This window comes from Janthinobacterium sp. GMG2 (assembly GCF_033949445.1).
GTDB lineage: Bacteria > Pseudomonadota > Gammaproteobacteria > Burkholderiales > Burkholderiaceae_D > Janthinobacterium > Janthinobacterium aestuarii.
In genome coordinates, this window is record NZ_JAXAWA010000002.1 from 1,060,070 (window position 1) to 1,082,133 (window position 22,064).

The 22,064-nt window shown below is 63.2% G+C and carries 20 protein-coding genes; 4 read left to right on the top strand and 16 right to left on the bottom strand.

Annotated features, from left to right (window positions below):
• Positions 1–18: 18 nt before the first annotated feature.
• From SKZ59_RS10875 to SKZ59_RS10890, 4 genes are all read right to left on the bottom strand, one after another.
• Positions 19–228 carry a hypothetical protein gene (locus tag SKZ59_RS10875; protein ID WP_219330417.1) on the bottom strand — a complete coding sequence of 70 codons (210 nt, stop codon included), beginning with the start codon at positions 226–228 and terminating at the stop codon, positions 19–21.
• A 44-nt stretch (positions 229–272) separates the two neighbouring features.
• On the bottom strand, positions 273–599 hold the full coding sequence (locus tag SKZ59_RS10880) for a DUF6984 family protein (RefSeq protein WP_319991723.1): 327 nt from the start codon (positions 597–599) through the stop codon (positions 273–275).
• Positions 600–647: 48 nt separating this feature from the next.
• Entirely contained in the window at positions 648–911 is a 264-nt protein-coding gene (locus SKZ59_RS10885) for a hypothetical protein (protein ID WP_319991724.1), read from the bottom strand.
• Positions 912–1,170: 259 nt separating this feature from the next.
• Positions 1,171–1,701, bottom strand: a complete 531-nt coding sequence (locus SKZ59_RS10890) for a hypothetical protein (RefSeq protein ID WP_319991725.1) — start codon at positions 1,699–1,701, stop codon at positions 1,171–1,173.
• A gap of 699 nt (positions 1,702–2,400) precedes the next feature.
• Here SKZ59_RS10890 and SKZ59_RS10895 point away from each other — a divergent pair.
• Complete coding sequence (locus SKZ59_RS10895; RefSeq protein ID WP_319991726.1) at positions 2,401–3,750, top strand: IS1182 family transposase; 1,350 nt, start codon at positions 2,401–2,403, stop codon at positions 3,748–3,750.
• Between the two features lie 212 nt (positions 3,751–3,962).
• Here the strand turns inward: SKZ59_RS10895 and SKZ59_RS10900 are convergent, their stop codons facing one another.
• Both SKZ59_RS10900 and SKZ59_RS10905 read right to left on the bottom strand, forming a co-directional pair.
• On the bottom strand, positions 3,963–4,424 hold the full coding sequence (locus tag SKZ59_RS10900) for a MepB family protein (RefSeq protein ID WP_319991727.1): 462 nt from the start codon (positions 4,422–4,424) through the stop codon (positions 3,963–3,965).
• Positions 4,421–4,654 (bottom strand): hypothetical protein, encoded by a 234-nt coding sequence (locus SKZ59_RS10905; RefSeq protein WP_128141561.1) that lies wholly within the window; start codon positions 4,652–4,654, stop codon positions 4,421–4,423. The genes SKZ59_RS10900 and SKZ59_RS10905 overlap by 4 nt, the downstream gene beginning before the upstream one ends.
• Before the next feature lie 96 nt (positions 4,655–4,750).
• Here SKZ59_RS10905 and SKZ59_RS10910 point away from each other — a divergent pair, with 96 nt between their 5' ends.
• Positions 4,751–5,113, top strand: coding sequence for a TfoX/Sxy family protein (locus SKZ59_RS10910; protein ID WP_319991728.1), 363 nt, complete (start codon positions 4,751–4,753; stop codon positions 5,111–5,113).
• Here the strand turns inward: SKZ59_RS10910 and SKZ59_RS10915 are convergent.
• From SKZ59_RS10915 to SKZ59_RS10945, 7 genes are all read right to left on the bottom strand, one after another.
• Positions 5,102–6,106: a 2-hydroxyacid dehydrogenase gene (locus SKZ59_RS10915; RefSeq protein ID WP_319991729.1), complete on the bottom strand. Its 1,005-nt coding sequence runs from the start codon at positions 6,104–6,106 to the stop codon at positions 5,102–5,104. The genes SKZ59_RS10910 and SKZ59_RS10915 overlap by 12 nt on opposite strands.
• Before the next feature lie 87 nt (positions 6,107–6,193).
• Positions 6,194–7,387 (bottom strand): hypothetical protein, encoded by a 1,194-nt coding sequence (locus SKZ59_RS10920; RefSeq protein ID WP_319991730.1) that lies wholly within the window; start codon positions 7,385–7,387, stop codon positions 6,194–6,196.
• 38 nt (positions 7,388–7,425) lie between these two features.
• Positions 7,426–8,616, bottom strand: a complete 1,191-nt coding sequence (locus SKZ59_RS10925; protein WP_319991731.1) for a hypothetical protein — start codon at positions 8,614–8,616, stop codon at positions 7,426–7,428.
• A 2-nt stretch (positions 8,617–8,618) separates the two neighbouring features.
• Positions 8,619–10,190 carry an MBOAT family O-acyltransferase gene (locus tag SKZ59_RS10930; protein ID WP_319991732.1) on the bottom strand — a complete coding sequence of 524 codons (1,572 nt, stop codon included), beginning with the start codon at positions 10,188–10,190 and terminating at the stop codon, positions 8,619–8,621.
• A complete protein-coding gene (locus tag SKZ59_RS10935) occupies positions 10,180–11,253 on the bottom strand; it encodes a glycosyltransferase family 4 protein (RefSeq protein ID WP_413774542.1) in 1,074 nt (357 codons plus the stop codon). Before SKZ59_RS10935 ends, SKZ59_RS10930 begins: the two co-directional genes overlap by 11 nt.
• A gap of 2 nt (positions 11,254–11,255) precedes the next feature.
• Positions 11,256–12,728, bottom strand: coding sequence for a lipopolysaccharide biosynthesis protein (locus SKZ59_RS10940; protein ID WP_319991734.1), 1,473 nt, complete (start codon positions 12,726–12,728; stop codon positions 11,256–11,258).
• A gap of 15 nt (positions 12,729–12,743) precedes the next feature.
• Positions 12,744–14,828, bottom strand: a complete 2,085-nt coding sequence (locus SKZ59_RS10945; RefSeq protein WP_319991735.1) for a glycosyltransferase — start codon at positions 14,826–14,828, stop codon at positions 12,744–12,746.
• Positions 14,829–14,966: 138 nt separating this feature from the next.
• Here SKZ59_RS10945 and SKZ59_RS10950 point away from each other — a divergent pair, with 138 nt between their 5' ends.
• A complete protein-coding gene (locus tag SKZ59_RS10950; RefSeq protein WP_319991736.1) occupies positions 14,967–16,259 on the top strand; it encodes a putative O-glycosylation ligase, exosortase A system-associated in 1,293 nt (430 codons plus the stop codon).
• A complete protein-coding gene (locus SKZ59_RS10955; protein WP_319991737.1) occupies positions 16,256–17,191 on the top strand; it encodes a polysaccharide deacetylase family protein in 936 nt (311 codons plus the stop codon). The genes SKZ59_RS10950 and SKZ59_RS10955 overlap by 4 nt, the downstream gene beginning before the upstream one ends.
• On the opposite strand, the gene SKZ59_RS10960 is transcribed toward SKZ59_RS10955, so the two are convergent.
• The 3 genes from SKZ59_RS10960 to SKZ59_RS10970 are packed head-to-tail and all read right to left on the bottom strand — an operon-like array spanning position 17,100 to position 21,894.
• Positions 17,100–19,043 carry an asparagine synthetase B family protein gene (locus SKZ59_RS10960; protein ID WP_319991738.1) on the bottom strand — a complete coding sequence of 648 codons (1,944 nt, stop codon included), beginning with the start codon at positions 19,041–19,043 and terminating at the stop codon, positions 17,100–17,102. The genes SKZ59_RS10955 and SKZ59_RS10960 overlap by 92 nt on opposite strands.
• Entirely contained in the window at positions 19,040–20,299 is a 1,260-nt protein-coding gene (locus SKZ59_RS10965; RefSeq protein WP_319991739.1) for a pyridoxal-dependent decarboxylase, exosortase A system-associated, read from the bottom strand. Before SKZ59_RS10965 ends, SKZ59_RS10960 begins: the two co-directional genes overlap by 4 nt.
• Complete coding sequence (locus SKZ59_RS10970) at positions 20,296–21,894, bottom strand: acyl-CoA ligase (AMP-forming), exosortase A system-associated (protein WP_319991740.1); 1,599 nt, start codon at positions 21,892–21,894, stop codon at positions 20,296–20,298. Before SKZ59_RS10970 ends, SKZ59_RS10965 begins: the two co-directional genes overlap by 4 nt.
• Between the last annotated feature and the right edge of the window lie 170 nt (positions 21,895–22,064).

The following is a 22,064-nucleotide window of genomic DNA, read 5'->3' on the forward strand; positions in this document are numbered from 1 at the left end:
TGTGCCGGCTTTTGGCCGTTAGCCGCAGTGACCGGAATTCAAGTACGCAGTTTGCTCCACAGTATCCATTTGAGATACGGTATCTTCAATCATTTCAAGCGCCAAAAAACCTTCACGACTACGCACTAAGCTTGTTTCGACATCAGTCAGTTGCCGTTGCAAAATGCGTTCGCAATCGATAAGAATTTTTGTCTGCCAAGCTTTGGCTGTTTTCTCGTTGTTCTTCATGCTCTTCTCGCGAGGGTCTGCTTCTGGCCGGTTTCAGCCAATACTCAATTATCCGAAGCTCTGATGGCCATAGGCTCCGGCCAGGTTAGCACCGGAGTAAAATCGACCTTCCAAATATCGACTTCGAACAGTAAATCACTTTCGTCGAGATTCAGAACCGCCGAAACCAAGACGCCGTCAGTATCTTCAAATTCACATGCCGCAATAGTTGCGCCATATCGCCTGGCATCAGTTTCAGAAGCAAATTTCAAAGATCCCATACCGCCGTCATCCATCGAACTGACCAAAAGCTCAGCTGGATTTTCCAAGCGTCCTGAAGCGCGAAACAAGAAATCGATAACCGGTAGTTCATGTGGATAAATTAGTCTCATATCATCACGTAGGAATGTTCAGCGGCCACTCCTCGCCGAACTCGGCCGTTATTCCTCACATTCGTCGAGCAAAAGCAAGCGCTGCACTTCTTCGTCACTCGGCTGCCAGTCAGCCCCACGTTCCTCGTAAATCTTTACTAGCCCTAGCAGAGTCAATGGGTCATCAGCGACAAAAATACAAGTGTCATCTTCCGCTTGATATTGTTGTTCAGCCGTCTTGTCTCGAGTTACCGCATAGCCAAGCTTTTGCAAGACTCCCAACGCAGGAGCAAGCATGTTTCCAGCGGCTGCAATTCGAATTTTATGGCGCATTTCAATGATTCCATCATCAGTACAGACGCATTTCGTGCTAAGGGCCGTCCGCTCTTGGCCGGTTGCCGTCGTTGGCAGGTACCGCCCCAGGCTGTGTGAAAACGCAAAAACACGAAATTTTCATGGGTAGGGTGACCATTCCCCACGCCGAAAAAATCGCGTAGCGGGCGTTTTAAGAGACCGTTTTTTTGCGGGGCCGAATTTTTCTGCGTTTTCACACAGCCTCGCCCCATTGCGGACCTTTACGGGAAAACATCAGCTATCCAAATTTGACATCATGTCCCTGGGAGATTTCGGCACAATATTGTTGCTCGAACTCCGCGCGGCTGGCGACACTCCCCCATAGCGTCGAAATGTAGTGGAATTCCAATTCGAACGGCTCTTCGAAAGCGCTTACGTCTGTCGCGTATTCGCAATTCCGAATTAGCATTCCTAGCCAATTTGGGTATCCCAATTTCGGATAGAGCGGTGTCAGCTTCATGTCGATTGTCCAGATCGTTTCCTTGCTTTGGAGATAAGCGTGTCTGAGCTCTACAATATATTTTCCTGCCGCCAGTTGGTCATCGAGCCGCTCAGAACCTAGATATCGCTCAACGATCACTTCTACCAACGGCAGCACCTCATCAAGTCCTCGTGCACTTGCCAGCAAGATTATCTCTAAGTCATCGCCCTCTTCGTCCAAGTCCAGACGCTCCACTGCCCAATCAACACATGCGGCACACACAGCACCGTTGACAAAGCCATGACGCAGTTTGAAATACAGGGTTTCGAGTTGAGCAATATTCTTCATGTTACCTCTAGATTTCAACATTTTTTTGCGAGCAGAACGGCTGTTTTTGGCCGGTTGCCGCCGCTTCCGAGCAGGCACGCTGATCGGAATTCTCTCAGACCTTTTGTAGTAGAAAATCGTCACCTACAAACTCACATTTCCAGTCCCCATAGACAGCGGTTAGGCCACACTGAGGTCTCCGGCATCCTAAGTACAACCACCGAACGTCTTCGGAATTCGCGTATAGCGAAACGCCAACCGTAATTTCCAAGTCATCGGTCTCGCATGGACAGCCGCATTCTTCGAGTTTCGCATCATCAAGATAATCGCCACTGTCTCCAATTGCGTGCTGAATGCCACATTTTGAGCAACGACGAATAGCAGCGTCTTCGTTGTCGTCCAACGATAGTTGAAACTCACGATTGCCACAACTGCATATAGCATCTGCAAAATATTGAGCAGAGTATCCGTTGCGCTTGCTATAGCGCAGAACTTCTCCACGAATGTCTGCCTGACTATCTCCGTACCAGTATTTCCCCCGCTGGTTAAGCACTCTATACGCCTCCTTAGAAATTTTTTCGCAACTGGACAACATTTTCCGTATGGGCTGTAGCTGCTACGTGACTGTCCGCATTTGGCCTATTACGTTGAAAAACTCCAGTTGAGCACGCGACCCTCACGATTTGCCGCTGTCTAAGCAAAGAAAAGACGGAGGCTGCGATGATGGGACGTCAGGAAACCAAACGGGAGTTGTTCGTCTTGATTAGTCTAAACGAATACGTTCCCGAAGACCATCTACTGAGAGCGGTGGATCAGTACCTCGACCTGACCGAGTTTCGCGAGAGCTTGGCTCAGTCGTACAGTCATACCGGTCGACCATCAGTCGATCCCGAGCTCATGGCCCGCATGCTGATCATTGGCTATTGCTACGGCATACGTTCTGAGCGGAGGCTGTGCGAAGAAGTCGGCATGAATCTGGCTTACCGCTGGTTCTGCCGGTTGGGTCTGAAGGATAAGGTGCCGGATCACTCAAGTTTTTCCAAAAATAGACACGGCCGCTTTCGCGATCACGATGCATTTCGCCAGCTATTCGATGCGGTTCTTCGACGTTGCATGACAGAAGGCCTGGTACAGGGCGAGGGGTTTGCAACCGACGCCAGCATGATCAAGGCTGACGCCCAGCGGCAACGTTCCTGTTCAGGCGATTCCGCTATCGATTGGGGTGATCCTGAGCAGGCAAGTCGACCGGTGCGAGAATATCTGGCAGCTTTGGAGCAAGCTAATCCAGTGCTGCCCAAAAGAATCTCGCTGACGGATCCGTCTGCAACCTGGACTGCCGCTGCAGGGCCGGCTATTTTTGCTTACTCGACAAATTACCTGATCGATTTGAAAGCGGGAATGATTGTCGATGTCGAGGCATCAGCCGTAAACAAGATAGCCGAGGTCGAAGCGACCAAAACGATGATCAACCGGGTTGAGGAGAAATTCGCTATCAAGCCACAGCGATTGGTGGGCGATACGAATTACGGTGTGGCTGCAATGCTGGGATGGCTGGTCGATGAAAAGAAGATCGCCCCGCACGTTCCTGTCTGGGATAAATCCGAACATCACGACGGCACTTTCAGCCGTACCGATTTCATCTTCGATAGAGAAAACAATCGTTATGTTTGCCCCGCTGGCAAGTACTTGAAACCCGCTCAGCGTAGCCAGCAGAAAAACCCATTTCGCTATCGGGCCAGCCTGTATGACTGCCAGGCCTGCCAGCTCAAATTGAAATGCTGTCCCAATATGGACATCCGTAAAATCGACCGTAGCCCGTATGAACCTGCACGCGACGTGGCACGAGCCATTGGCAAGACAGACGCTTATCGACAATCGCGTAAAGAACGGAAAAAGGTCGAGATGCTATTTGCTCACCTCAAACGCATCCTTAAACTCGGCCAATTGCGCTTGCGCGGCCCCAGCGGCGCCCACGATGAGTTTCTGCTGGCAGCGACGGTACAAAATCTGCGGCGAATGGCCAAAAAGCTGCTTCCGCCAAAACAGAAGGCGACAGTAGTGATGAGCTAAGCGAGCCGAGCACCGCCACTGCGTACAATTTTCCTGTACATTTATTGCATTGTGACAGTTCTTGGCCAATAGTTTTTCAACACAATAGGCCGATCGCGGACGGTCAGAATAACTCAGTGTACGAGGTTGTTGCTTTCAGAGCAAGTAAGGGGTCTTGTACAGCACATTGACACGCATTAATACACAGACAAATGCCAGGGAGAAAAGAGGAATTACTCTCTGAACAACTGTTCCAGCCTTTGCTGCTCCCCCGCCGCCACAAACCACTCCCCCTGCCACCGCTGCGTGCGCTGTGCCTGGACAGATTCCGGTGTGCACCACGGCGGATACACGCGCAGCGCGCGCTTGCCTCCGGCTCCGGCGCGCGACATCACGCCCCGTTCCAGCAGCACCTTGCGCGGAAAGATGAAAAAGCCGTGCTGCGCGCCATCGCTGGCGGCGATGATAACGACGTCGACGGGGTCCGCGTCATCGAGCGGGGCGATCTCGGCGTCGGGATGGGGGCGCTTCCAGATGGTGACGAACTGGCCGGTTTTCGTCGGCGTGGTTTTGGCCACGCGCAGGACCAGTCGCTTGCCGTCCAGTTCGGCGCGGCAGGCGCCGTAGTCCACGCTTTCCGCTTCCGGCACGGGCGCTTGCGGCAAGCCCAGGAAGGCCCATGGGCTGGCCTTCATTGCGCGCTGAACTCGGCTGCGGCCTTGGCCGCCCACAGCGCTTCGGCGTGGCTGGCGAACGGGCTGTCGTAGCCATCGACCTTGCCGTCTTCATCGACAAAATACAGCCACCAGCCGTCGTCCTGCTCGCGGATGGCCGTGTGGCCCGGTGCGCAATGGGTGTCGATGGACTGGCCGGCCGTCAGGGTGGTGATGGTGATGCCGCGGTGAATGATATGCTGGGGTGTCATGGGTTGAAATCGTGCAAGAAAATCAATGGCCATAGTGTAGCCGCGCCGGACCATCCTGGCCAGTGCGTTACACTGATCGTTCACACGGAGGACGACATGGCATCACAGCAAGGTACGGTGGATTTTTTGCTCGACCAGATGGCGGGCGCGGGCAGCATCAGCGCGAAAAAAATGTTTGGCGAGTATGGCTTGTATTGCGACGGCAAGATGTTCGCCATCGTCGCCGACGACCAGCTGTTCATCAAGCCGACGGACGCGGGCCGCGCCTGGATCAGCGCGCAAGGCACGCTGCAGGAAGCGCCGCCCTATCCGCAAGCCAAGCCGTACTTCCTCATCGATGGCGGGCTGTGGGATGAGCGCGACTGGCTGAGCCAGCTGGCGCGGCGCACGGCGGACGCCTTGCCGGTGCCAAAACCCAAGCCGCCGCCCAAGCCTAAAAAACAGGCGTCAGCCAGCTAGTACGCTGTTCTCGCATTGCTTGCCCTGGCGGAAGCATTGCAGGTTGTGATACGTGATGGCGGCGATTTCGCGCAGCGCTTCGCTGGTGAAGAAGCCCTGGTGGCCCGTCACCAGCACGTTCGGGAACGTCATCAGGCGCTGGAAGATGTCGTCGTCAATGATGTCGGACGAGCGGTCCTGGAAGAACAGATTGCTTTCCTGTTCATACACGTCGATGGCCAAAGAGCCCAGCTGGCGCGATTTCAATGCCTCGATGACGGCGCCCGTGTCGATCAGGCCGCCGCGCGAGGTGTTCACCAGCATGGCGCCCTTCTTCATCAGCGGTAACGTTTCTTCGCTGATCATGTGGCGCGTGCTTTCCATCAATGGGCAATGCAGCGAGACGATGTCGGATTCGGCCAGCAGCTGCGGCAGTTCCACCATCGTGCCCAGTTGCGCGAACGCGGGCGCCGGATACGGTTCGTGGCCCAGCACCGTGCAGCCGAACCCTTTGAAGATGCGCGCCGTGGCCAGGCCGATCTTGCCCGTGCCGACGATACCCACCGTCTTGCCGAACAAGGTGGCGCCCAGCAAGCCGTCGAGCGAGAAATTGCCTTCGCGCACGCGGGCATAGGCGCGATGCGTGTGGCGGTTCAGGGTTTGCACGAGGGCCAAGGTGTATTCGGCCACGGCTTCCGGCGAGTACGCGGGCACGCGGGCGACGAACAGGCCCAGGCGCTTGGCCGCTTCCAGGTCGAGGTTGTTGTAGCCGGCGCAGCGCAGCAGGATGGCGCGCACGCCGTAGCCGTGCAGGGCTTCCAGCACGGCCGCGTCGAGCACGTCGTTGACGAAAACGCACACGGCCTCCGCGCCTTGCGCCAGGACCACGGTTTCCTGGCTCAGCAAGGCGCTGTGGTAGACCAGTTCGATGCCGGCGGAATCGGGTTGGGACGGCAAGGCTTCATCGAAGAAACGGCGGTCATAGGGCTGGCTGGCAAAGAAGGCGATTTTCATGGGGCGTCCTGGAACTTGCTGGATGGCAAAACACCATCATAGCGCAAGCGCCCTGCCCCACTGTGTACGCCTGGCTTGCCTGGCCGCCTATTTGGGCTCGCGGGGCAAAGTCAGCACGTGGCGCAGATACGCCGTTTCCTCGACGTGCTGCGCGTGGTAGCGCTCGCGCGCGGCGCGCATGGCCGCCTGGTGGGCCGCAATGCCGCTTTCCGTCAGCTCGACGCCGAAGTCCGCCGGCGGCTGCTCGGGGCCGCCGAACAGCCGCGCCAGGATGAAGCGGCCCACATTGTCGCGGTAGTGCGACGCTTCCCAGTAATAACGCATCGCGCGCGCGCCCGTCACCTGCGGGATCGGCTCGCTGGTGACGCTGTTGAAGCCGGAAAAATCAACCAGGCGCACGTCGCAGCCCAGGCGCCGGTAACGTCCGGCCATCTGCGCCAGGTCGCGCTGCCAGGCTTCCATGGCGTCCCACTTGCCGCGCCAGTACAGGGCGGCGAGCGTGAGCGCGTGCGTGGGATTGATGTACAGGCGCAAGCGCGTGCCGCCACGGCACAGCTTGCCGACGCTGGCATCGAAGGCTTGCAGCGCGGGTGCGGTCGGGCCCAGGCCGTCGCCGAATTCCTGCAGGCGCGGCTTGAAGGCGCGCGCCGTGCCGACCCAGACGCGGTTGCGGCTGGTGAGGCAGGACTCGTCGCGCTGGCCGTACAGGGCCAGGCTGGACAGACAGACGCCGTCATAGGTGCCGCTGAGGATGCGCCAGCTATCCTGTGTCATGTCCACGGTCAGGCCACGCTTGATGTTGAGCAAGGCGCGCCGCGCGAAAAACGCGGGGCCGGGGTCCGTCAAGCCCGGCTCCACGCCGGCCGAGCCCAGTTCCAGCGAGAACGAGGGCGCGTCGATGCCCCACACCATGGTGTCGACATGGCTGACCGTGGCCGCGTGTTCTGCCAGGCGGATGGCCTCGCCGATCGAGGCGCCCGAGACGGCGCTGTTGAACACGCTCTTGCCGTCGAACAAGGTACGCATGCTGCTCGTAGGCAAACCCATTTCCGTGCGCGAATTGCCGATGTAGACGATGGCGGGCCGGTAGCGCGCCACCGCATACGTCTTGCTCCACACGCTGAGTTTTTCGGTCGTCGGCCGCAAGCGCTGCAGCAGCGGGCTGTCCCACTGGTGCAACAAGTAGGGATCGACGTGGTAATTGACGGCGGAAACGAGGGCCAGCGCGGCCAGTGCGCAGGCAAGGAAGATGGCGAGGTAGCGGCGGGCGGTGGTATCCATGGTCGGCATTGGAAGTAGAAAAATGGCGGCGTTTTGCATCAACGCCGGATCAGCGGCCCGTCCAGCACCCGCTCCGTATAAGCCGCTTCGCGCGCATGTTCCACCCGATAGCGGTCGCGCGCGGCGCGCATGGCCGCATGGTGGGCGTCGACGTTGGCCTGCGTCAGCTCCACGCCGAAATCGGCTGGCGCCGGCGTGTCGCCGCCAAACAGGCGCGCCAGGATCAAACGGCCCACATTGTCCCGGTAATGCGACACTTCCCAGTAATAATGCATGTCGGGCTTGCCAGTGACGAGCGGGGTCGCTTCCGTCGTGATGCTGTTAAAGCCGGAAAAATCAACCAGGCGCACGTCGCAGCCCTGCTGGCGGTGGCGCTCGGTGATCCGCACCAGGCCGCGCTGCCAGGCCTGCATGGCATCCCACTTGCCGCGCCAGTGCAGCGCGTACAGGGTCAGCGCGTGCGTGGGGTTGATGTACATACGCAGACGCACGCCGCTACTGCACAGCCTGCCTATGCTGGCGTCAAACGCGGGTATCGAGGGCGGCGTCGGCCCCTGGCCATCGCCAAATTCCTGCAGCCGCACGGGTATGGCGTCCTTGGTTCCCAGCCAATGCCGTATGCCTTTCAGGGTGCAGGTCTCGTCGCGCTGCCCATACCGGGCCAGGTTGGAGCGGCAGACATCGCCCGCATTGCCGGTGAGGATGCGCACGCTGTCCTCCGTCATGTCCAGGGTCAGGCCGCGCTTCAGGTTGACGAGGGCGCGCTGGGCGAAAAAGCCGTGCCGGGCGCCCGTCAGGCTGTCTTCCACCCGCGCCGCACCCATGTCCAGGGAAAACGTGGGCGCGTCGATGCCCCACACCATGGTCTCGACGCGGCTGACCCTGGCCGCATGCTCGGCCAGGCGGATGGCGTCGCCGATCGAGGCGCCGGACACAGCGCTGTTGAAGATGCTCTTGCCGTCGAACAAGGCGCGCACGCCCGTCGGCAAGCCCAGTTCCGTGCGCGAATTGCCGATGTAGATGATGGCCGGCCGGTAGCGCGCTACGGCATAGGTCTTGGCCCAGGCGCCCAGCTTTTCATTCAACTGGCGCGGGCGCTGCACCAGAGGACTGTCCCACTGGTGCAGCAAATAGGGGTCGACCTGGTAGTTCAGAAACGAGATGCCGCCCAGCACCAGGAATACACAGGCGAGGAAGCAGACAAGATAGCGGCGGCCGGCGGTGTCCATGGTCAGAACTGGAAGTAAAGAAATTCGGTGACCCGGTTCATGCCGAAGATGCAGGCAACGAACAGCGCGGCCAAGCCCACGCTCCAGCGCGAGGTGGGCCGCCAGCTGAAGGACCAGCGCCCTGCGGGCTGAAAGATTCTTTCAATCGCAGGCTCATAGAGAAAGAATATTTCTTGCGTATTGGGCGCCTTGAAGGCCAGCAGCATCGCCGCCAGCAGCACGGGCAAGCCTGGCCCTGCCAGTTCGATCCAGCGGATGCCATCGAACGCGGGATGCAGGCCCCACTGCGCCAGGCTGGACGCCTGGCTGGCCAGGCCGCGCGGCAGGCTTACGCCGTTCGCCCCCACCAGCGCGCCGGCGATATCCCAGCCTGTGGCTACGTCGGGCGCGCGGAAGAAGACCCAGGCCAGCATGACGGCAAGAAAGGTCAGGACGCCGGGCCACCAGCGCAGCCAGCAGTAGCCCGGCGCCGCGCCAAACACCCGCTGCCACGCCTGCTGCAGCACCAGGTACAGGCCGTGCAAGCCGCCCCAGATGACAAACGTCCAGCCGGCGCCATGCCACAGGCCGCCCAGCAGCATGGTCAGCATCAGGTTGCGGTAGCGCATCGCTTCGCCGCGCCGGCTGCCGCCCAGCGGGATATATAAATAGTCGCGCAGGAAACGCGACAAGGTCATGTGCCAGCGGCGCCAGAAGTCGGCGATATTGGCCGCCTTGTACGGCGAATTGAAGTTCAGCGGCAATTTCACGCCGAACAGGCGCGACAGGCCGATGGCCATGTCGGAATAGCCGGAAAAGTCGAAATACAGCTGGAAAGTATAGGCCAGCACGCCGATCCACGCTTCGATCAGGGTCGGCTCGGCGCCTGCCGCGAAGATGGGGATGGCCAGCGGCGACAGGTTGTCGGCGATCAGCACCTTTTTTGCCAGGCCTATGGTGAAAATCGACAAGCCGATGGCGAAATTGGCGGCGCGCGGATGGGCATTGGCCGGGTCGGCGAACTGCGGCATCATGTCGCGGTGATGCAGCACGGGGCCGGCGATCAGGTGCGGGAAATAGCTGACGAACAGCACGTAATGGATGAAACGGTATTCACGCACCTCGCCCCGGTAGCAATCGACGAGGAAGGCGATCTGCGTGAAGGTAAAAAACGAGATGCCGATCGGCAGGATGATGTCGAGGCCATGCCATGGCAGGCTGTCAGCGCCAGCACCAGCGGTCACGGCGACGGCATTGACGCTGTCGATGAAGAAATTAGCATATTTGTAGTAGGCGAGCAGCCCCAGGTTCAGCACCAGCGCCACGACCAGCGCCCGCTTGCGGGCCGCTCCCGCGCGCGCCCCGATCACGCGCCCGGCGCCGTAATTGACGCAGATCGACGCCAGCAGCAGCGGCAGGTAACGCACGTCCCACCAGGCATAGAAGAATAAAGACGCGAGCGCCAGCCACGTCGCGGGGGCCAGGCGGCGCCAGTTGGCGGACGTACCGGCGGGAGCCAGGCGGTCCAGCAGAAAGTATCCGGCCAGCACGATGGGCAGATAGCCGAACAGGAAGGCGAAGGAATTAAACAGCATGTTGCCTCCTGGCAGGCTGCGACTGCGCCTGGTAGTAACAATCGGCAATCTGGGCCGCCACCCGTTCCCACGTAAAGCGTTCCACGAGGGCTTGCACGCGCGAGCGCTCGGGCGGCAGCGCCAGAAGTTCGAGGATGGCCTGGCGCTGCGCGGCGCCGTCGTCCCAGCGCACCTTGCGCAGCGCAAAGATGGAATCAGGCAAGTCCAGCGCGCTTTGCGCCGTCATGACGACGGGCGTGCCGGCCGCCAGCGCTTCGAGCACGCTCAGGGGAAACACCTCGCCCTGGCTGGGCAAGGCCGCCACGGCCGCCGCATGGTAGGCGCTGGCCAGCAGCGGGTCGGCGTGGTCGAGTGCGCCCAGCCAGCTGACGTGCGACAAGTCCAGCAGCAGTTGCAGATATGCCTGCTGTTCGCGCGGCGCGGCGCCGATCAGCACCAGGGGCAAGCCGGCGCCCGCCAGCGCCTGGGCCAGTCCCAGCTGGTTTTTATACGGTGAAATGCTGCCCACCATCAGCACGAACGGCCCGGCGATACCCGTTTCGCGCAGGAACAGGTCGCCATTGGCCGTAAAGAAATGCGGGTTGATCCCATTGGGCAAGACGCGGATGGTGTCGGCTCCCATGCCGAAACCTTGCACGATGGCGTCACGCTCGGCCTCGCCCAGCGCGATCACCACGTCGGCCAGTTGCAAGGCGCGGCGCGTTTGCGCATAGCTCGTTTGCACCATCCATTCCGTCAGCCGGCCCGCCAGCCGGTCCGCCAGCCGCGCGCGCCAGGCGCTGGCACGGTTCCAGCTGGGCGCCAGCAGCGGCGACAGCACGACGGGCACGCCTTGCTCGCTGGCCATTTCCATGATGCGGTAGGTGCCATTACTCGCCGAAAACACGTGCAGCACGTCGAAATCGGCCAGCCGCTGGTGATTGGCGTCGACCAGTTGCACTTCCAGAGGCCGCGCCGGCTGCTGGGGCAGCCGGTTCAGCGCGGCAATGGTTTCGCGTACCTGGATCTGCAAGCCGCCGTCGCGCTGGAACAGCATCGGGTAGGACAAGATACCGACACGCATGGTCATCCTTTCGTGCATTTGACTGCCAGCCATCGGCCAGCGAGCTTGCGTTGCAACAACAGAAACTCGCCAGCGAGTTCATGTTTCAACAGGAACAGACCGGCCAGCCAGCACAGCAAGGTGGCCAGCGCCGTGCCCATGAGCGCCAGCAGCGCCGGGGTGTCCGTTGGCAGCCACAGCAGCGAAGCGACGGGCGCAACGGCGCTGACACCGCAGAGCAGCGAACTCTTGCGCACTGCCCGCGCCAGGATGCGCCAGTCGAGTGCGCTCAAGCGCCGCAGGCAGTTGTAGTTCAGCCAGCTGCGCAGCACATTGCTGAGCACCACGGCCCAGGCCACGGCCACCAGACCGAACGGCGCTGCGGCCAGCAGCAGCGCTACTTTGATGACGCCAGCGCAGGCATCGAGCCGCACCTGCGCATGCAGCTGGCCCGTCGCCACGAACAGGTAGCGGGCCATGCTGAACATGCTATACACGGCCGAGGACAGGCACATGATGCGTATCAAGGGCACACAGCCTAGCCATTGCGTGCCATACAACACCTTGACCAAGGGCAAAGCCATGCAGGAGAGAAAGAGAAAAAACGGCCATGCCAGCGCCGTCATGTAACTGATCGTGCGCAAATACACGAGCGCCGCCCCGCCCTGCCCCCCTTCCCCCCTTGCGCGGGCCGCGAACAGGGGAAACACGACGGGAGAAATCGCGCTGGTGATGGCCTGGTTAAAGATATTGAGTACGCTTTGCGCCTTGCCGAACAGGGCCAGGCTTTCAATGCCGATCAACTTGCCGATGATCAGGTCCGGCGCCGCCACGCCCGCCTCGTCGACGAGGCCGCCCCCCGTCGCATACGCGCCAAAGCGGGCGATATCGCCCATGCCGCGCCGTCCCGGCAGCCACGGCAGCTCCCTGGGCCGCACCAGCAGGCTCACCAGCAGCGATGCGCAGGAACCGGCCAGCGCAGCCCACACCATGCTCATGTAACTGTAGCCCTGCAGCGCCAGCAGCACGGCCACCAGCAGGTTGACGACGCTATTGGCCGCGTTGATGGCATAGATGGCGCGAAAGCGCAGTTGCCGGCGCAGCATCGGTAACGTCAAGGCGCTGAACGGTATCAGCAGGAAATTGATGGCCAGCAAGCGCAGCACGAGGGTCAGCCGGGGTTCGCCATAGAAATGCGCGAGCGGCGCGCTGGCCAGCAGCACCAGGCCCGCCAGCAGCCAGGCGACGAGCAGGCTGGTAGCCAGCGCGGCGCGCAATTTCACAGTATCGAGCTGCTTTTCCTGGATCAGGTATTGCCCCACGCCAAAGTCGCGCACCACTTGCGCCAGCGCCACCAGCACGGCGCCCAGCGAATACACACCCACTTCGGCCGGCGACAGCAAACGCGACAGCACCATGGTGGCGACGATGCCCAGCAGCAGTACCGTGTATTTTTCGGCGAACGAAAAGAAAAACGAGTGGCGGGTGGCGCTCATGCGGGCTGCCCGCGCCTACACGAGGCCGGCGTAAAACGCGCGCAGCTGGCGTTCCAGGCGCGGCATCGAATAACGCTGCACGGTTTCCTCACGCGCCAGCCGTCCCATGCGGGCGCGCCGGGGCGCATCCAGCAAGAGTTGCGCCACGGCCGCGCAGGCGGCGTGCTCGTCGTCGAGCGGCAGCAGCAGCCCGCCTTCACTATCGTGCAGGATATCGTGGGTGCCCGGCACGTCCGTCCCCACGGCCGGCACGCCGCAGGCCATGGCCTCGATCGTGGCAATGCCGAAGCCCTCGTTTTTACTGAGCAGCACATGCAGGTCGAAGGCCGGCATCAACAACTCGACATGCTGCTGGAAGCCGGCAAACACGATGCGCTCCTGCAAGCCCGATTGCTGCGCCTGCAGCCGCAGCATGGCTTCCAGCGGCCCAGTGCCCACCAGCACTAAATATAGATTGGGACATTGCGCGGCCAGCCTGGCGAACAGGGCCAGCAGCGCTTGCGGACGCTTTTGCGCTGAGAGCCGGGCCACGCAGCCGAGCACGAGCGCGTCCGGCGGCAGCCCGAGTTGCTTGCGCGCCAGTATCCGCCGTTCGGGAGAGACGATAAAAGTGTCCGTATCGACCCCATTGGGAATGACGGCCAGCCGCGTTTCCGGATTCAGCATGCCACGGTACAGGTCGAGGAAATGCCGCATGGCCGACGGCGACACGGCATACACGCCCTTGACGGTGCGAAACGCTTCCTGCAGCCGGGGCCGCTGCCAGTCGCTGAACGCTTCCAGCGGGAACGCATTGTGCACGCTGATCACGGCCGGCAGCCGGCATTGCCGCGCCAGCCACAGGATGGAAGCGCCATAACTGGTCCAGCAAAACGCCACGTGGACGAGGTCGGGCCTCAGCCGCCGCAAGCGCCACGCTCCCGTGACCCTGGCCCGCAGCCAGTTCCAGCGCCGCCAGGCCCAGTGTTCGAGAAACAAGGGCGGCTCGTACACGCGCACTTGCAGATGCTGCGCGCGCAAACCTTGCACCCAGGCAGTAAAACCGGGAAAGCGCCGCAGGGCCAGCACGCTGTCATAGCCGCTCGCGCCCAGCACTTTCGCCTCTTGCGCCATGCGCAGTTCCATGCCGCCCAGCTCGCCCGAATAACTGCTGATGACGATGCGCGGCAAGCGTTTGCGCCGCCCCCGCCACGCTTCATGGAAAAAGCCGCGCAGCCAGGCCCGTTCCCACTGGCGCAGGAACAGGTCGGCGTGGTCGCGCCGCAGCCAGGCCCGCACGGCGCCGAGGGAGTCGCGCACGTATCTGGCCAGCATCCAGCGCGGTACGCCGAGCAACTCCACGCTCGGCGCGAATGTCGCCAGACGGCATTGGCCGCGGCCGAACAGCATGGCGCGGCGCAGTATCCAGGCGCGCTGCACTTGCGGGGCGCGGATGATGTGCGCCATCCTCGCTTGCGGACAGAACCAGGAAGGATTGCCGGCCGCATGCATCTCCAGGTTGAGCCGGGTTTCGCTGCCCATGGCGTAGTTGGCCCCCTGCGGGCCGATGCTTTCGTCATAGCGGGCGCCCGCCTCGAAGATGCGGCGGCGTATCGCCATGTTGGCGCCCCAGACCAGGCCCGGATAGATGGGCGCGTCGCGCAAATCGGGGCTGGTGATGCCCCATGTCAAGCCAACGGGAGTCAGGCGCAGCAGCCAGTCTTGCGGTTGCTCGCGCCAGGCGGGCACGATGGCGCCGCCGAACAGGGCGTAGCCGGGGTGAGCGCGCGCGCTGTCCTGCAAGCGGCACAGCCAGTCCGATGCGGGCATGGCGTCGTCATCGCCAAACACGAACAGCTCGCCGCCATCGCCGCTTGAACGCAAGGCGTGTTCGACAGCCCCGTTCAGGGCGGGACTGCGGCCGCGCCGCGCCACGTAGACGGAACGCAAGGGCAAGCGGCCGCGGAAGGCGGCGATCACCTGGGCCGTCGCGTCCGTGCTGCCATTGTCGGCAATGATCAGGCGCCAGCCGCCCACGGGCGGACGCAACCCCATGTAGGCGCGCAATACCTGGGGCAAGGTGCCGGCGCCATTGTAGGTCGCCATGAGAACGGTCAACAAGGACATGCCTCCTTGGTCTTACCATGACAAAACTATGTACTCAAGCAGTGTTGATCCAGTGTACTGAGCCTGCCCGCCAGCCCGTTGACAGGCATCAAGACCTTGCCAACCCGGGCACAACCAGGAGCGTCTCCCTTCATGCGCGACATACTGATTACCATCATCATCCTGGGCTCGCTGCCCTTCATCCTGAAGACACCGGCCACCGGCGGCCTGATGTGGGTCTGGGTCAGCGTGATGAACCCGCACACGCAGGGCTGGGGCTTTGCCACGCACATGCCGTTCGCCTTCATCATCGCCATCGCCACCCTGATCAGCCTCGTGATGACGCGCGAGCCGAAAAACCTGCCGCTCACGCCCGTCAGCGTGCTGCTGCTGCTGTTCGTCATGTGGATGAATGTCACGGCCCCGTTCGCCCTGATTCCGGAATCGTCATGGGTGCAGTGGAACAAGGTGATGAAGATCATGCTGATGAGCTTTGTCATCATGATGGTGATACGCACACGGCGCGACATCGTGCGCCTGATCTGGGTGCTGGTGGGGTCAATCGGCTATTACGGCGTGAAAGGCGGCATCTTCACCATCCGCAGCGGCGGCACGGACCGGGTCTGGGGGCCGGAGGAAACGTTTATCGGGGATAACAATGCGCTGGCCCTGGCCCTGATCATCACCATCCCCCTCATGTATTATCTGCAGCAAAACACGGACAAACGCTGGGTGCGCCATGGCTTGTCCGCGGCGATGCTGTTGTCGGCCCTGGCCGCGCTGGGCTCGTATTCGCGCGGCGGGCTGCTGGCCATTGCCGCCATGGGCCTGTTCATGTGGCTGAAAAGCGACCGCAAGATGGTGCTGGGCGCGCTGCTCGGCGCCGTCGCGCCGCTGCTGCTGGCCTTCATGCCCGAGCGCTGGGCCGAACGCATGGACACCATCAACACGTATCAGGACGACGTCTCCGCCATGGGCCGCCTGAATGCCTGGCGCATGGCCTGGAATTTGGCGCGCGACCGTTTTCCCGGCGGCGGCTTCGACGTCTCCGACGCCGCCATCTTTGCCCGCTATGCGCCCAACCCCATGGACGTGCATGCGGCGCACAGCATTTATTTCCAGGCGCTGGGCGAACACGGCTTTGTCGGCTTGCTGATTTACCTGGCGCTGGGCATCGCCACCTGGCGCACGGCCGCCGCCATCATCCGCCGCACGCGGGGCAAGCCGGAGCTACGCTGGGCGCACGGCCTGGCCACCATGAGCCAGGCCAGCCTGATCGGCTTTGCCGTGGGCGGCGCCTTCCTCAGCCTGCTGTACTTCGACATGCCGTATTACCTGATGGCCGCCCTGATCGCCACGCGCATCATCGTCGAGCGGCAGGTGCCCACGCTCACCCCCACTTCCCGCCAGGCCACGCCCCGGGCCGCCATCGTGGAGCAGCCATGACAGCCACCTTGTCCATCCTGATCTACCACCGCGTGCTGGCGCGGCCCGACCCGCTGTTTCCAGGCGAAGTGGACGCCGTGCTGTTCGAACGCCAGCTACGCCTGCTGAAACGTTTCTATACGCCGCTATCGCTCAGCGATGCCGTGCAGCGCTTGCAGAATGGCAACCTGCCGCAGCGCGCCGCCTGCATCACCTTCGACGACGGCTATGCGGACAATGCGCAAATCGCCCTGCCGCTGCTGCAGCGCCTTGGCATGCACGCCACGTTTTTCATCGCCACGGGCTACCTGGACGGCGGGCAAATGTGGAACGACACGGTGATCGACGCCGTGCGCCATGCGCCAGGTCCCATGCTGGACTTGCGCAAACACGAGCTGGGGACATTCCCCGTCGCCAGCCTGGCGCAGCGGCAAGCTGCCATCGCCACCCTGCTGGGGCAGCTCAAGTACCTGCCGTTCGCCAGGCGCCAGCAGCTGGCCATGCGGATACGCCGCCAGGCGGGCGTTCTGGCTGGTCCGCCCGCCATGCTGAGCACGGCGCAGCTGCGCCAATTGCATGCGGCCGGCATGGAGGTGGGCGCGCACACGGACAGCCACCCGATTTTGTCCACCTTGCCGGACCACGCCGCGCGGCAAAACATCGCCGACGGCAAGCGCCAGCTGGAAAGTCTGATCCAGGCGCCCGTCACTCTGTTTGCGTATCCGAACGGCAAGGCCGGGCGCGACTATGGCGCGCCGCACGTGGCGATGGTCAAGAGCCTCGGTTTCAAGGCGGCAGTGGCCACGGACTGGGGCGTGGCGCGCCCCGGCGCTGGGCTCGACCTGCTGCAGCTGCCCCGCTTTACGCCGTGGGATCGAGGACGGCTGGCGTTTCTGTGGCGCATGCGGCAAAACCGCCGGCAAGCGCACCCAGCGCGCCTGGATGCTGGCTGAGCCACTGTTCCAGCATCAGCAGCAGCCACACCATGGTGCCGTGATAGGCCGGATGTTCCGCCAGCAAGCGCCCTTGCAGATCGTCGATGAAGGCGGGCCGCACGATGCCGCGTCCGCGCAGCTGCGTGAGGTTGTCGAATGCAAACTCGCGCAGCGGCGGATGGCTGTGCAGCCACAGGCCGAAAGGCAGGCCGAAGCCGTGCTTTTTCTTGCGCACGATGGCCGGCGGCAAGATTTCCGCCAGCGCCCGCTTGAAGAAGGGCCGCAGCCGCATGCCGTCGAGCTTGTCCCGCGGCGCCAGGCGGGCGGCAAACGCCACCATCGCATCGTGCAGAAAGGGAAACGCCGCTTCCACGCCAGCCAGCTCGCACGCCTTGCGCACCTTGAACAGGTCGTTGTCGGCCAAAGTAAAACGCATGTCGAGCGCCAGCAGCTCATTGATTTGGCTCAAGCCCTGGCCTTGCCGCTCCCAATACGCGCCATTCACGCAACCGGGCGCCATGCCCGGGTCGATGGTGTCGATGAACCCCGCTTCCAGCACCGTGCGGTGGCCATGGCGCAGCAGCAGGTTGTAGCTGTCGAGCCGGGCCGGCAGCGGCAGGCTCGACAGCTCGATGTAGCGGCGCGCCTTGTCGCCCAGCCGCCACGGCTTGCCCGTGCGCTCGCGGAACAGCAGCGGCTCGATAATGGCCTGGCGCAGCACGGCGGGCAAGCGCTCGTACTGCGACAGCAAGGCCTGGTGCGCATAGCGCTCATTGCCGCCAAACAGTTCATCGCCGCCGTCGCCGCCGAGCAAGCGCGTTACGCCATCCTCGCGCGCCATCTGCGCGCAGTAAAAGGCGGGAATGGCCGAGGCGTTGCCGAAAGGCTGGTCGAAGATGGCCGCCATGGCGGGAATGGCGGCCAGGACGTCGGCTGGCGTCACGTAGCGCTCGTGGTGAATGCTGCCCGCGTGGCTGGCGGCCAGGCGCGCATACGCCATTTCGTCATAGCCGGGCGCATCAAAACCGATGGAATACGTGCGCGCCGGCCGGCCCGTCACCTGCCCCATGATGGCGGCCACGGTGGAACTGTCCGTGCCGCCGCTGAGAAACGCGCCCGTGTCCGCGCCATCCGCGCCCAGGCTGTTTTCCACGGACTGGCGCAGCAGGCGCAGGAATTCCTGCTTGTTGCTGGCAAAGCTGGCCCGCGGGCGCGCCGCGCCCGGCTCCTGGAAAGCCAGCTGCCAGTAACTGCCCTTGTATTGCTTGCCGCCGCGCACATGCAGGTATTCGCCGGGCAGCAAGCGCTGCTGGCCCAGGTAAGCCGTGGCCGGGCCGGGCACCATGTGGAAGAACAGGTAGTGATACAGCGCCTGCGGATCGAGCGCGCCCCGCACGGACGGATGGGCCAGCAAGGCATCATGCGAGGAGGCAAAGAACAGGCCTTGCGCATTGCCCGCATAGCTGAGGGGGTGGATTCCGGCGCGGTCCACTGCCAGCAGGGCCGAGCCGGAAAAAGAGTCGAGGATAGCCACAGCAAATGGCCCGGACAGGCTGGCGCAGGCCGCCACGCCCCGGCTCAGCCACAGGGAAGCGAGGCGGCTTGCCACGTCGTCGGCCGAACCGTCAAGCATGGGCCGGCCCCAGATGGCGACCTGCAAGCCATCCTGCTGATATACATGGCGGCTGCCGTCGATGGCGGCCACGGCCACGCCACCCACTTCGCTCACGCAGGCAATCAGGGGTGCGCTATCGAAACGCGACAGGGGCGCGGCCATGCCGCCCAGCGCGGCGCCACTGGCATCGGCATCGGCAGCGACAGAGCCCGCAGCCCCGCCAGGCGCCGCCAGCCAACCGCACAGGCCGCTCATACGAGCACCTCGGCCGGCAGCGGATGGCCGAGAAAGGCCGTCGGGCTGGCCGTCAATCCATACGCGCCCGATTGGAACACGACCACCAGGTCGCCCTCCTCGGCACGCGCCATCTCCATCTGATCGGCAAGCAAGTCTAATGGCGTGCACAACGGTCCCACGACGGACGCCACTTCGCGCGGCCCGCCGTGCAGCCGGTTGCCGATGGCGACCGGGTAATTCTTGCGGATCAGCTGGCCGAAATTGCCTGAGGCCGCCAGGTGGTGGTGCAAGCCGCCATCGGTGACGAGAAATACTTGTCCATGCGACACCTTGCGTTCGATCACCTTGCACACATAGATACCGGCCTCGGCCACCAGATAGCGGCCCAGCTCCAGATTCAGGCGCACGCCGGGCGCCGCCTGGGCCAGCAGATCAAGCTGCCGCTGCAAGCCGTCCGCCACGGGCGCCAGGTCCAGCGCCTGGTCGCCGGGAAAATACGGCACGCCGAAGCCGCCGCCGATATTCAGGGTGCGCAAGGGCGACGGCGCGCTGTCGGCCAGTTGCAGGGCCAGTTGCACGCTCAGGGCCTGCGCTTCAGCCAGGGCCACCGCCGACAGGCTTTGCGAACCCGCATACAGGTGAAAGCCGTGAAAATCCAGCCCCAGCTGACCGATGCGGCCCAGCAGCGCCGGCACGAGGGCCGCATCGACGCCAAACGGCTGCGCGCCGCCGCCCATGCGCATGCCCGTGCGGCGCAAGGCAAAATCGGGATTCACGCGTACGGCCACCCTGGCCGTCATGCCCAACCGTTCACTGGCCAGTGCCACCCTTTCCAGCTGGGCGCCCGATTCCACGTTGATCAATACGCCAGCGGCCACGGCCCGCGCCAGTTCGCCATCGCTCTTGCCCGGTCCCGCAAAACTGATGCGCTCCGGCGCCATCGGCGTATCGAGCGCCGTGGCCAGTTCGCCGCCCGAGGCCACGTCAATGCCATCGACCAGGCCCGCCAGCCATTGCACCACGGCCGGCATGGGGTTGGCCTTCATCGCATAATGGACATGCACGCCAGTGGGCAAGGCGGCACGCAGTTGCGCCACGCGGCGCGTGATGTGCGCGCGGTCATACGCGTAAAACGGCGTGCTGCCCACCCTCTGCGCCAGCCGGCGCAAAGAAATACCGCCGACCTGCAGCATGTCGTCATCCATGGCAAACTGCTGGCCCAAGGCCGAGTGCAAGGGCAATTCCGTACTGTTCGAGCGGATCAAGTCCTTCATGCCGCGTCTCCTGTTTGGACCGCATACGCACGCGCCAGTTCCTGGGCCAGCAAGGGGCGGTCGATCTTGCCGTTCGGATTACGCGGCAGCACGCCGTCGCGGATCTCCACCCACAGCGGCACCATATAGCTGGGCAAGCGCGCGCGGCAGGCGGCCAGCACGCTGTCGCGCTGCAATTCCACACCGGGCGCGGGCGTGACGAGCAAAGCGATGGCCTGGCCCAGCACGGCATGGGGCAGGCCCAGCGCGGCGGCATCGCCCACCAGTCCGCTCGCATACGCGACTTCCTCGATCTCGGCCGGGCTGACCCGGTAGCCCGACGTCTTGATCATGTCGTCGCTGCGCCCGACGAAATACAGATAGCCATCCGCATCGCGGCGCACCGTGTCGCCCGACCAGACGGCCAGCTCCGGCAGCACCAGGCCGCTTGCCTGCGGCGGCAGCGGCTTGAAACGCTCGGCCGTGCGCGCCGCGTCGTTCCAGTAGCCGAGCGCCACCAGCGCGCCACGGTGCACGAGTTCGCCCGGCTCATCGGCGTCGCACACGCTGCCGTCGGGACGCAGCACCAGCACTTCCGCGTTCGGAATCGCTTGCCCGATGGAATCGGGGCGCCGCTCCAGCTGTTCCGGCGCCAGATAGGTCGAGCGGAACGCTTCCGTCAAGCCATACATCAGGTAGACCTGCGTGCGCGGCAACGACTGGCGTAGCCGATCGAGCGTGGAGCGCTGCATCACGCCGCCCGAATTGGTGATGTAGCGCAAAGGCGTGTACAAGGGCCAGCTCAGCTGGGACAGCTGCACCCACAGCGGCGGCACGGCGGCCAGGCCCGTGATGGCTTCCTGCTCGACGGTTTCGACGATATCGCGCAGCAGCAGATAATTCATCAGTACGGCACAGGCGCCGCTGGCAAATGCCGTCGTCAGCTGGCTCAGGCCGTAATCAAAACTGAGCGGCAGGACGCATAAAATCCGGTCCTGCGGCGTGTTGCGCAAATAGCCCGACACGCTGAGCGCGCCCGCCAGCATGTTGCGGTGCGACAGCACCACGCCTTTCGGCCGCCCCGTGCTGCCCGAGGTATATAGAATGGCGGCCATGTCCACGTCGATCGCCGCATGGGGCATGGGCGCGGGCACGCTGGCGGCGGAGACCGCGCTCCACGGCAGCACGCGCACCTTGCCCAGGCTGGACTCCGCCTCCCCTTCGCCCGTCAGCAGCACCGTCCGCAAGTCCGGACAGGCGGCCAGCGCCGGGCCCAGCTGCGCCAGCCGTTCGCGCGAGGTGACGAGGATGGCCACGTTGCAGTCGGCCAGGATATACGCCACCTGGTCCGGCTTGAGCAGCGGATTGACGGGCACGAACACGCCGCCGGCCGCCGCCGCGCCAAACATGGCGCTGACGTTTTCCGGGCGTTTCTCCAGGTACACGGCCACGCGCGCGCCACCTTGCAAGCCCAGGGTCAGCAGGGTAGCTGCTGCCTCGCGCACGGACTGCGCCAGCGCGGCATAGCTGAGCTCCTCGCCCTGCCACGACAGGGCCGGCGCGTGGGGGGCGCGCTGCGCCGTTTCGAAGATCAGATCGTGTATCAGTGTCGCCATCGTGTCGCCCCAGGGTTGCCATGATTGCCATGCATCCCCCTATGATTGGGACAAACGGGCGCGGCAGTGTTGATTTTTATCAAGCAAGCACCTCTCCCCACGGACGGTGGCCTATCTGGCGCAATGCTTGAGGCTGCGCAACATCGGCCACAGGCCGCTGCGCTCTAATG

Coding starts and splice junctions, on each gene's coding strand:
- SKZ59_RS10875 (WP_219330417.1), bottom strand. CDS start 228: ATGAAGAACAACGAGAAAACAGCCAAAGCTTGGCAGACAAAAATTCTT.
- SKZ59_RS10880 (WP_319991723.1), bottom strand. CDS start 599: ATGAGACTAATTTATCCACATGAACTACCGGTTATCGATTTCTTGTTT.
- SKZ59_RS10885 (WP_319991724.1), bottom strand. CDS start 911: ATGCGCCATAAAATTCGAATTGCAGCCGCTGGAAACATGCTTGCTCCT.
- SKZ59_RS10890 (WP_319991725.1), bottom strand. CDS start 1,701: ATGAAGAATATTGCTCAACTCGAAACCCTGTATTTCAAACTGCGTCAT.
- SKZ59_RS10895 (WP_319991726.1), top strand. CDS start 2,401: ATGATGGGACGTCAGGAAACCAAACGGGAGTTGTTCGTCTTGATTAGT.
- SKZ59_RS10900 (WP_319991727.1), bottom strand. CDS start 4,424: ATGAAGGCCAGCCCATGGGCCTTCCTGGGCTTGCCGCAAGCGCCCGTG.
- SKZ59_RS10905 (WP_128141561.1), bottom strand. CDS start 4,654: ATGACACCCCAGCATATCATTCACCGCGGCATCACCATCACCACCCTG.
- SKZ59_RS10910 (WP_319991728.1), top strand. CDS start 4,751: ATGGCATCACAGCAAGGTACGGTGGATTTTTTGCTCGACCAGATGGCG.
- SKZ59_RS10915 (WP_319991729.1), bottom strand. CDS start 6,106: ATGAAAATCGCCTTCTTTGCCAGCCAGCCCTATGACCGCCGTTTCTTC.
- SKZ59_RS10920 (WP_319991730.1), bottom strand. CDS start 7,387: ATGGATACCACCGCCCGCCGCTACCTCGCCATCTTCCTTGCCTGCGCA.
- SKZ59_RS10925 (WP_319991731.1), bottom strand. CDS start 8,616: ATGGACACCGCCGGCCGCCGCTATCTTGTCTGCTTCCTCGCCTGTGTA.
- SKZ59_RS10930 (WP_319991732.1), bottom strand. CDS start 10,190: ATGCTGTTTAATTCCTTCGCCTTCCTGTTCGGCTATCTGCCCATCGTG.
- SKZ59_RS10935 (WP_413774542.1), bottom strand. CDS start 11,253: ATGCGTGTCGGTATCTTGTCCTACCCGATGCTGTTCCAGCGCGACGGC.
- SKZ59_RS10940 (WP_319991734.1), bottom strand. CDS start 12,728: ATGAGCGCCACCCGCCACTCGTTTTTCTTTTCGTTCGCCGAAAAATAC.
- SKZ59_RS10950 (WP_319991736.1), top strand. CDS start 14,967: ATGCGCGACATACTGATTACCATCATCATCCTGGGCTCGCTGCCCTTC.
- SKZ59_RS10955 (WP_319991737.1), top strand. CDS start 16,256: ATGACAGCCACCTTGTCCATCCTGATCTACCACCGCGTGCTGGCGCGG.
- SKZ59_RS10960 (WP_319991738.1), bottom strand. CDS start 19,043: ATGAGCGGCCTGTGCGGTTGGCTGGCGGCGCCTGGCGGGGCTGCGGGC.
- SKZ59_RS10965 (WP_319991739.1), bottom strand. CDS start 20,299: ATGAAGGACTTGATCCGCTCGAACAGTACGGAATTGCCCTTGCACTCG.
- SKZ59_RS10970 (WP_319991740.1), bottom strand. CDS start 21,894: ATGGCGACACTGATACACGATCTGATCTTCGAAACGGCGCAGCGCGCC.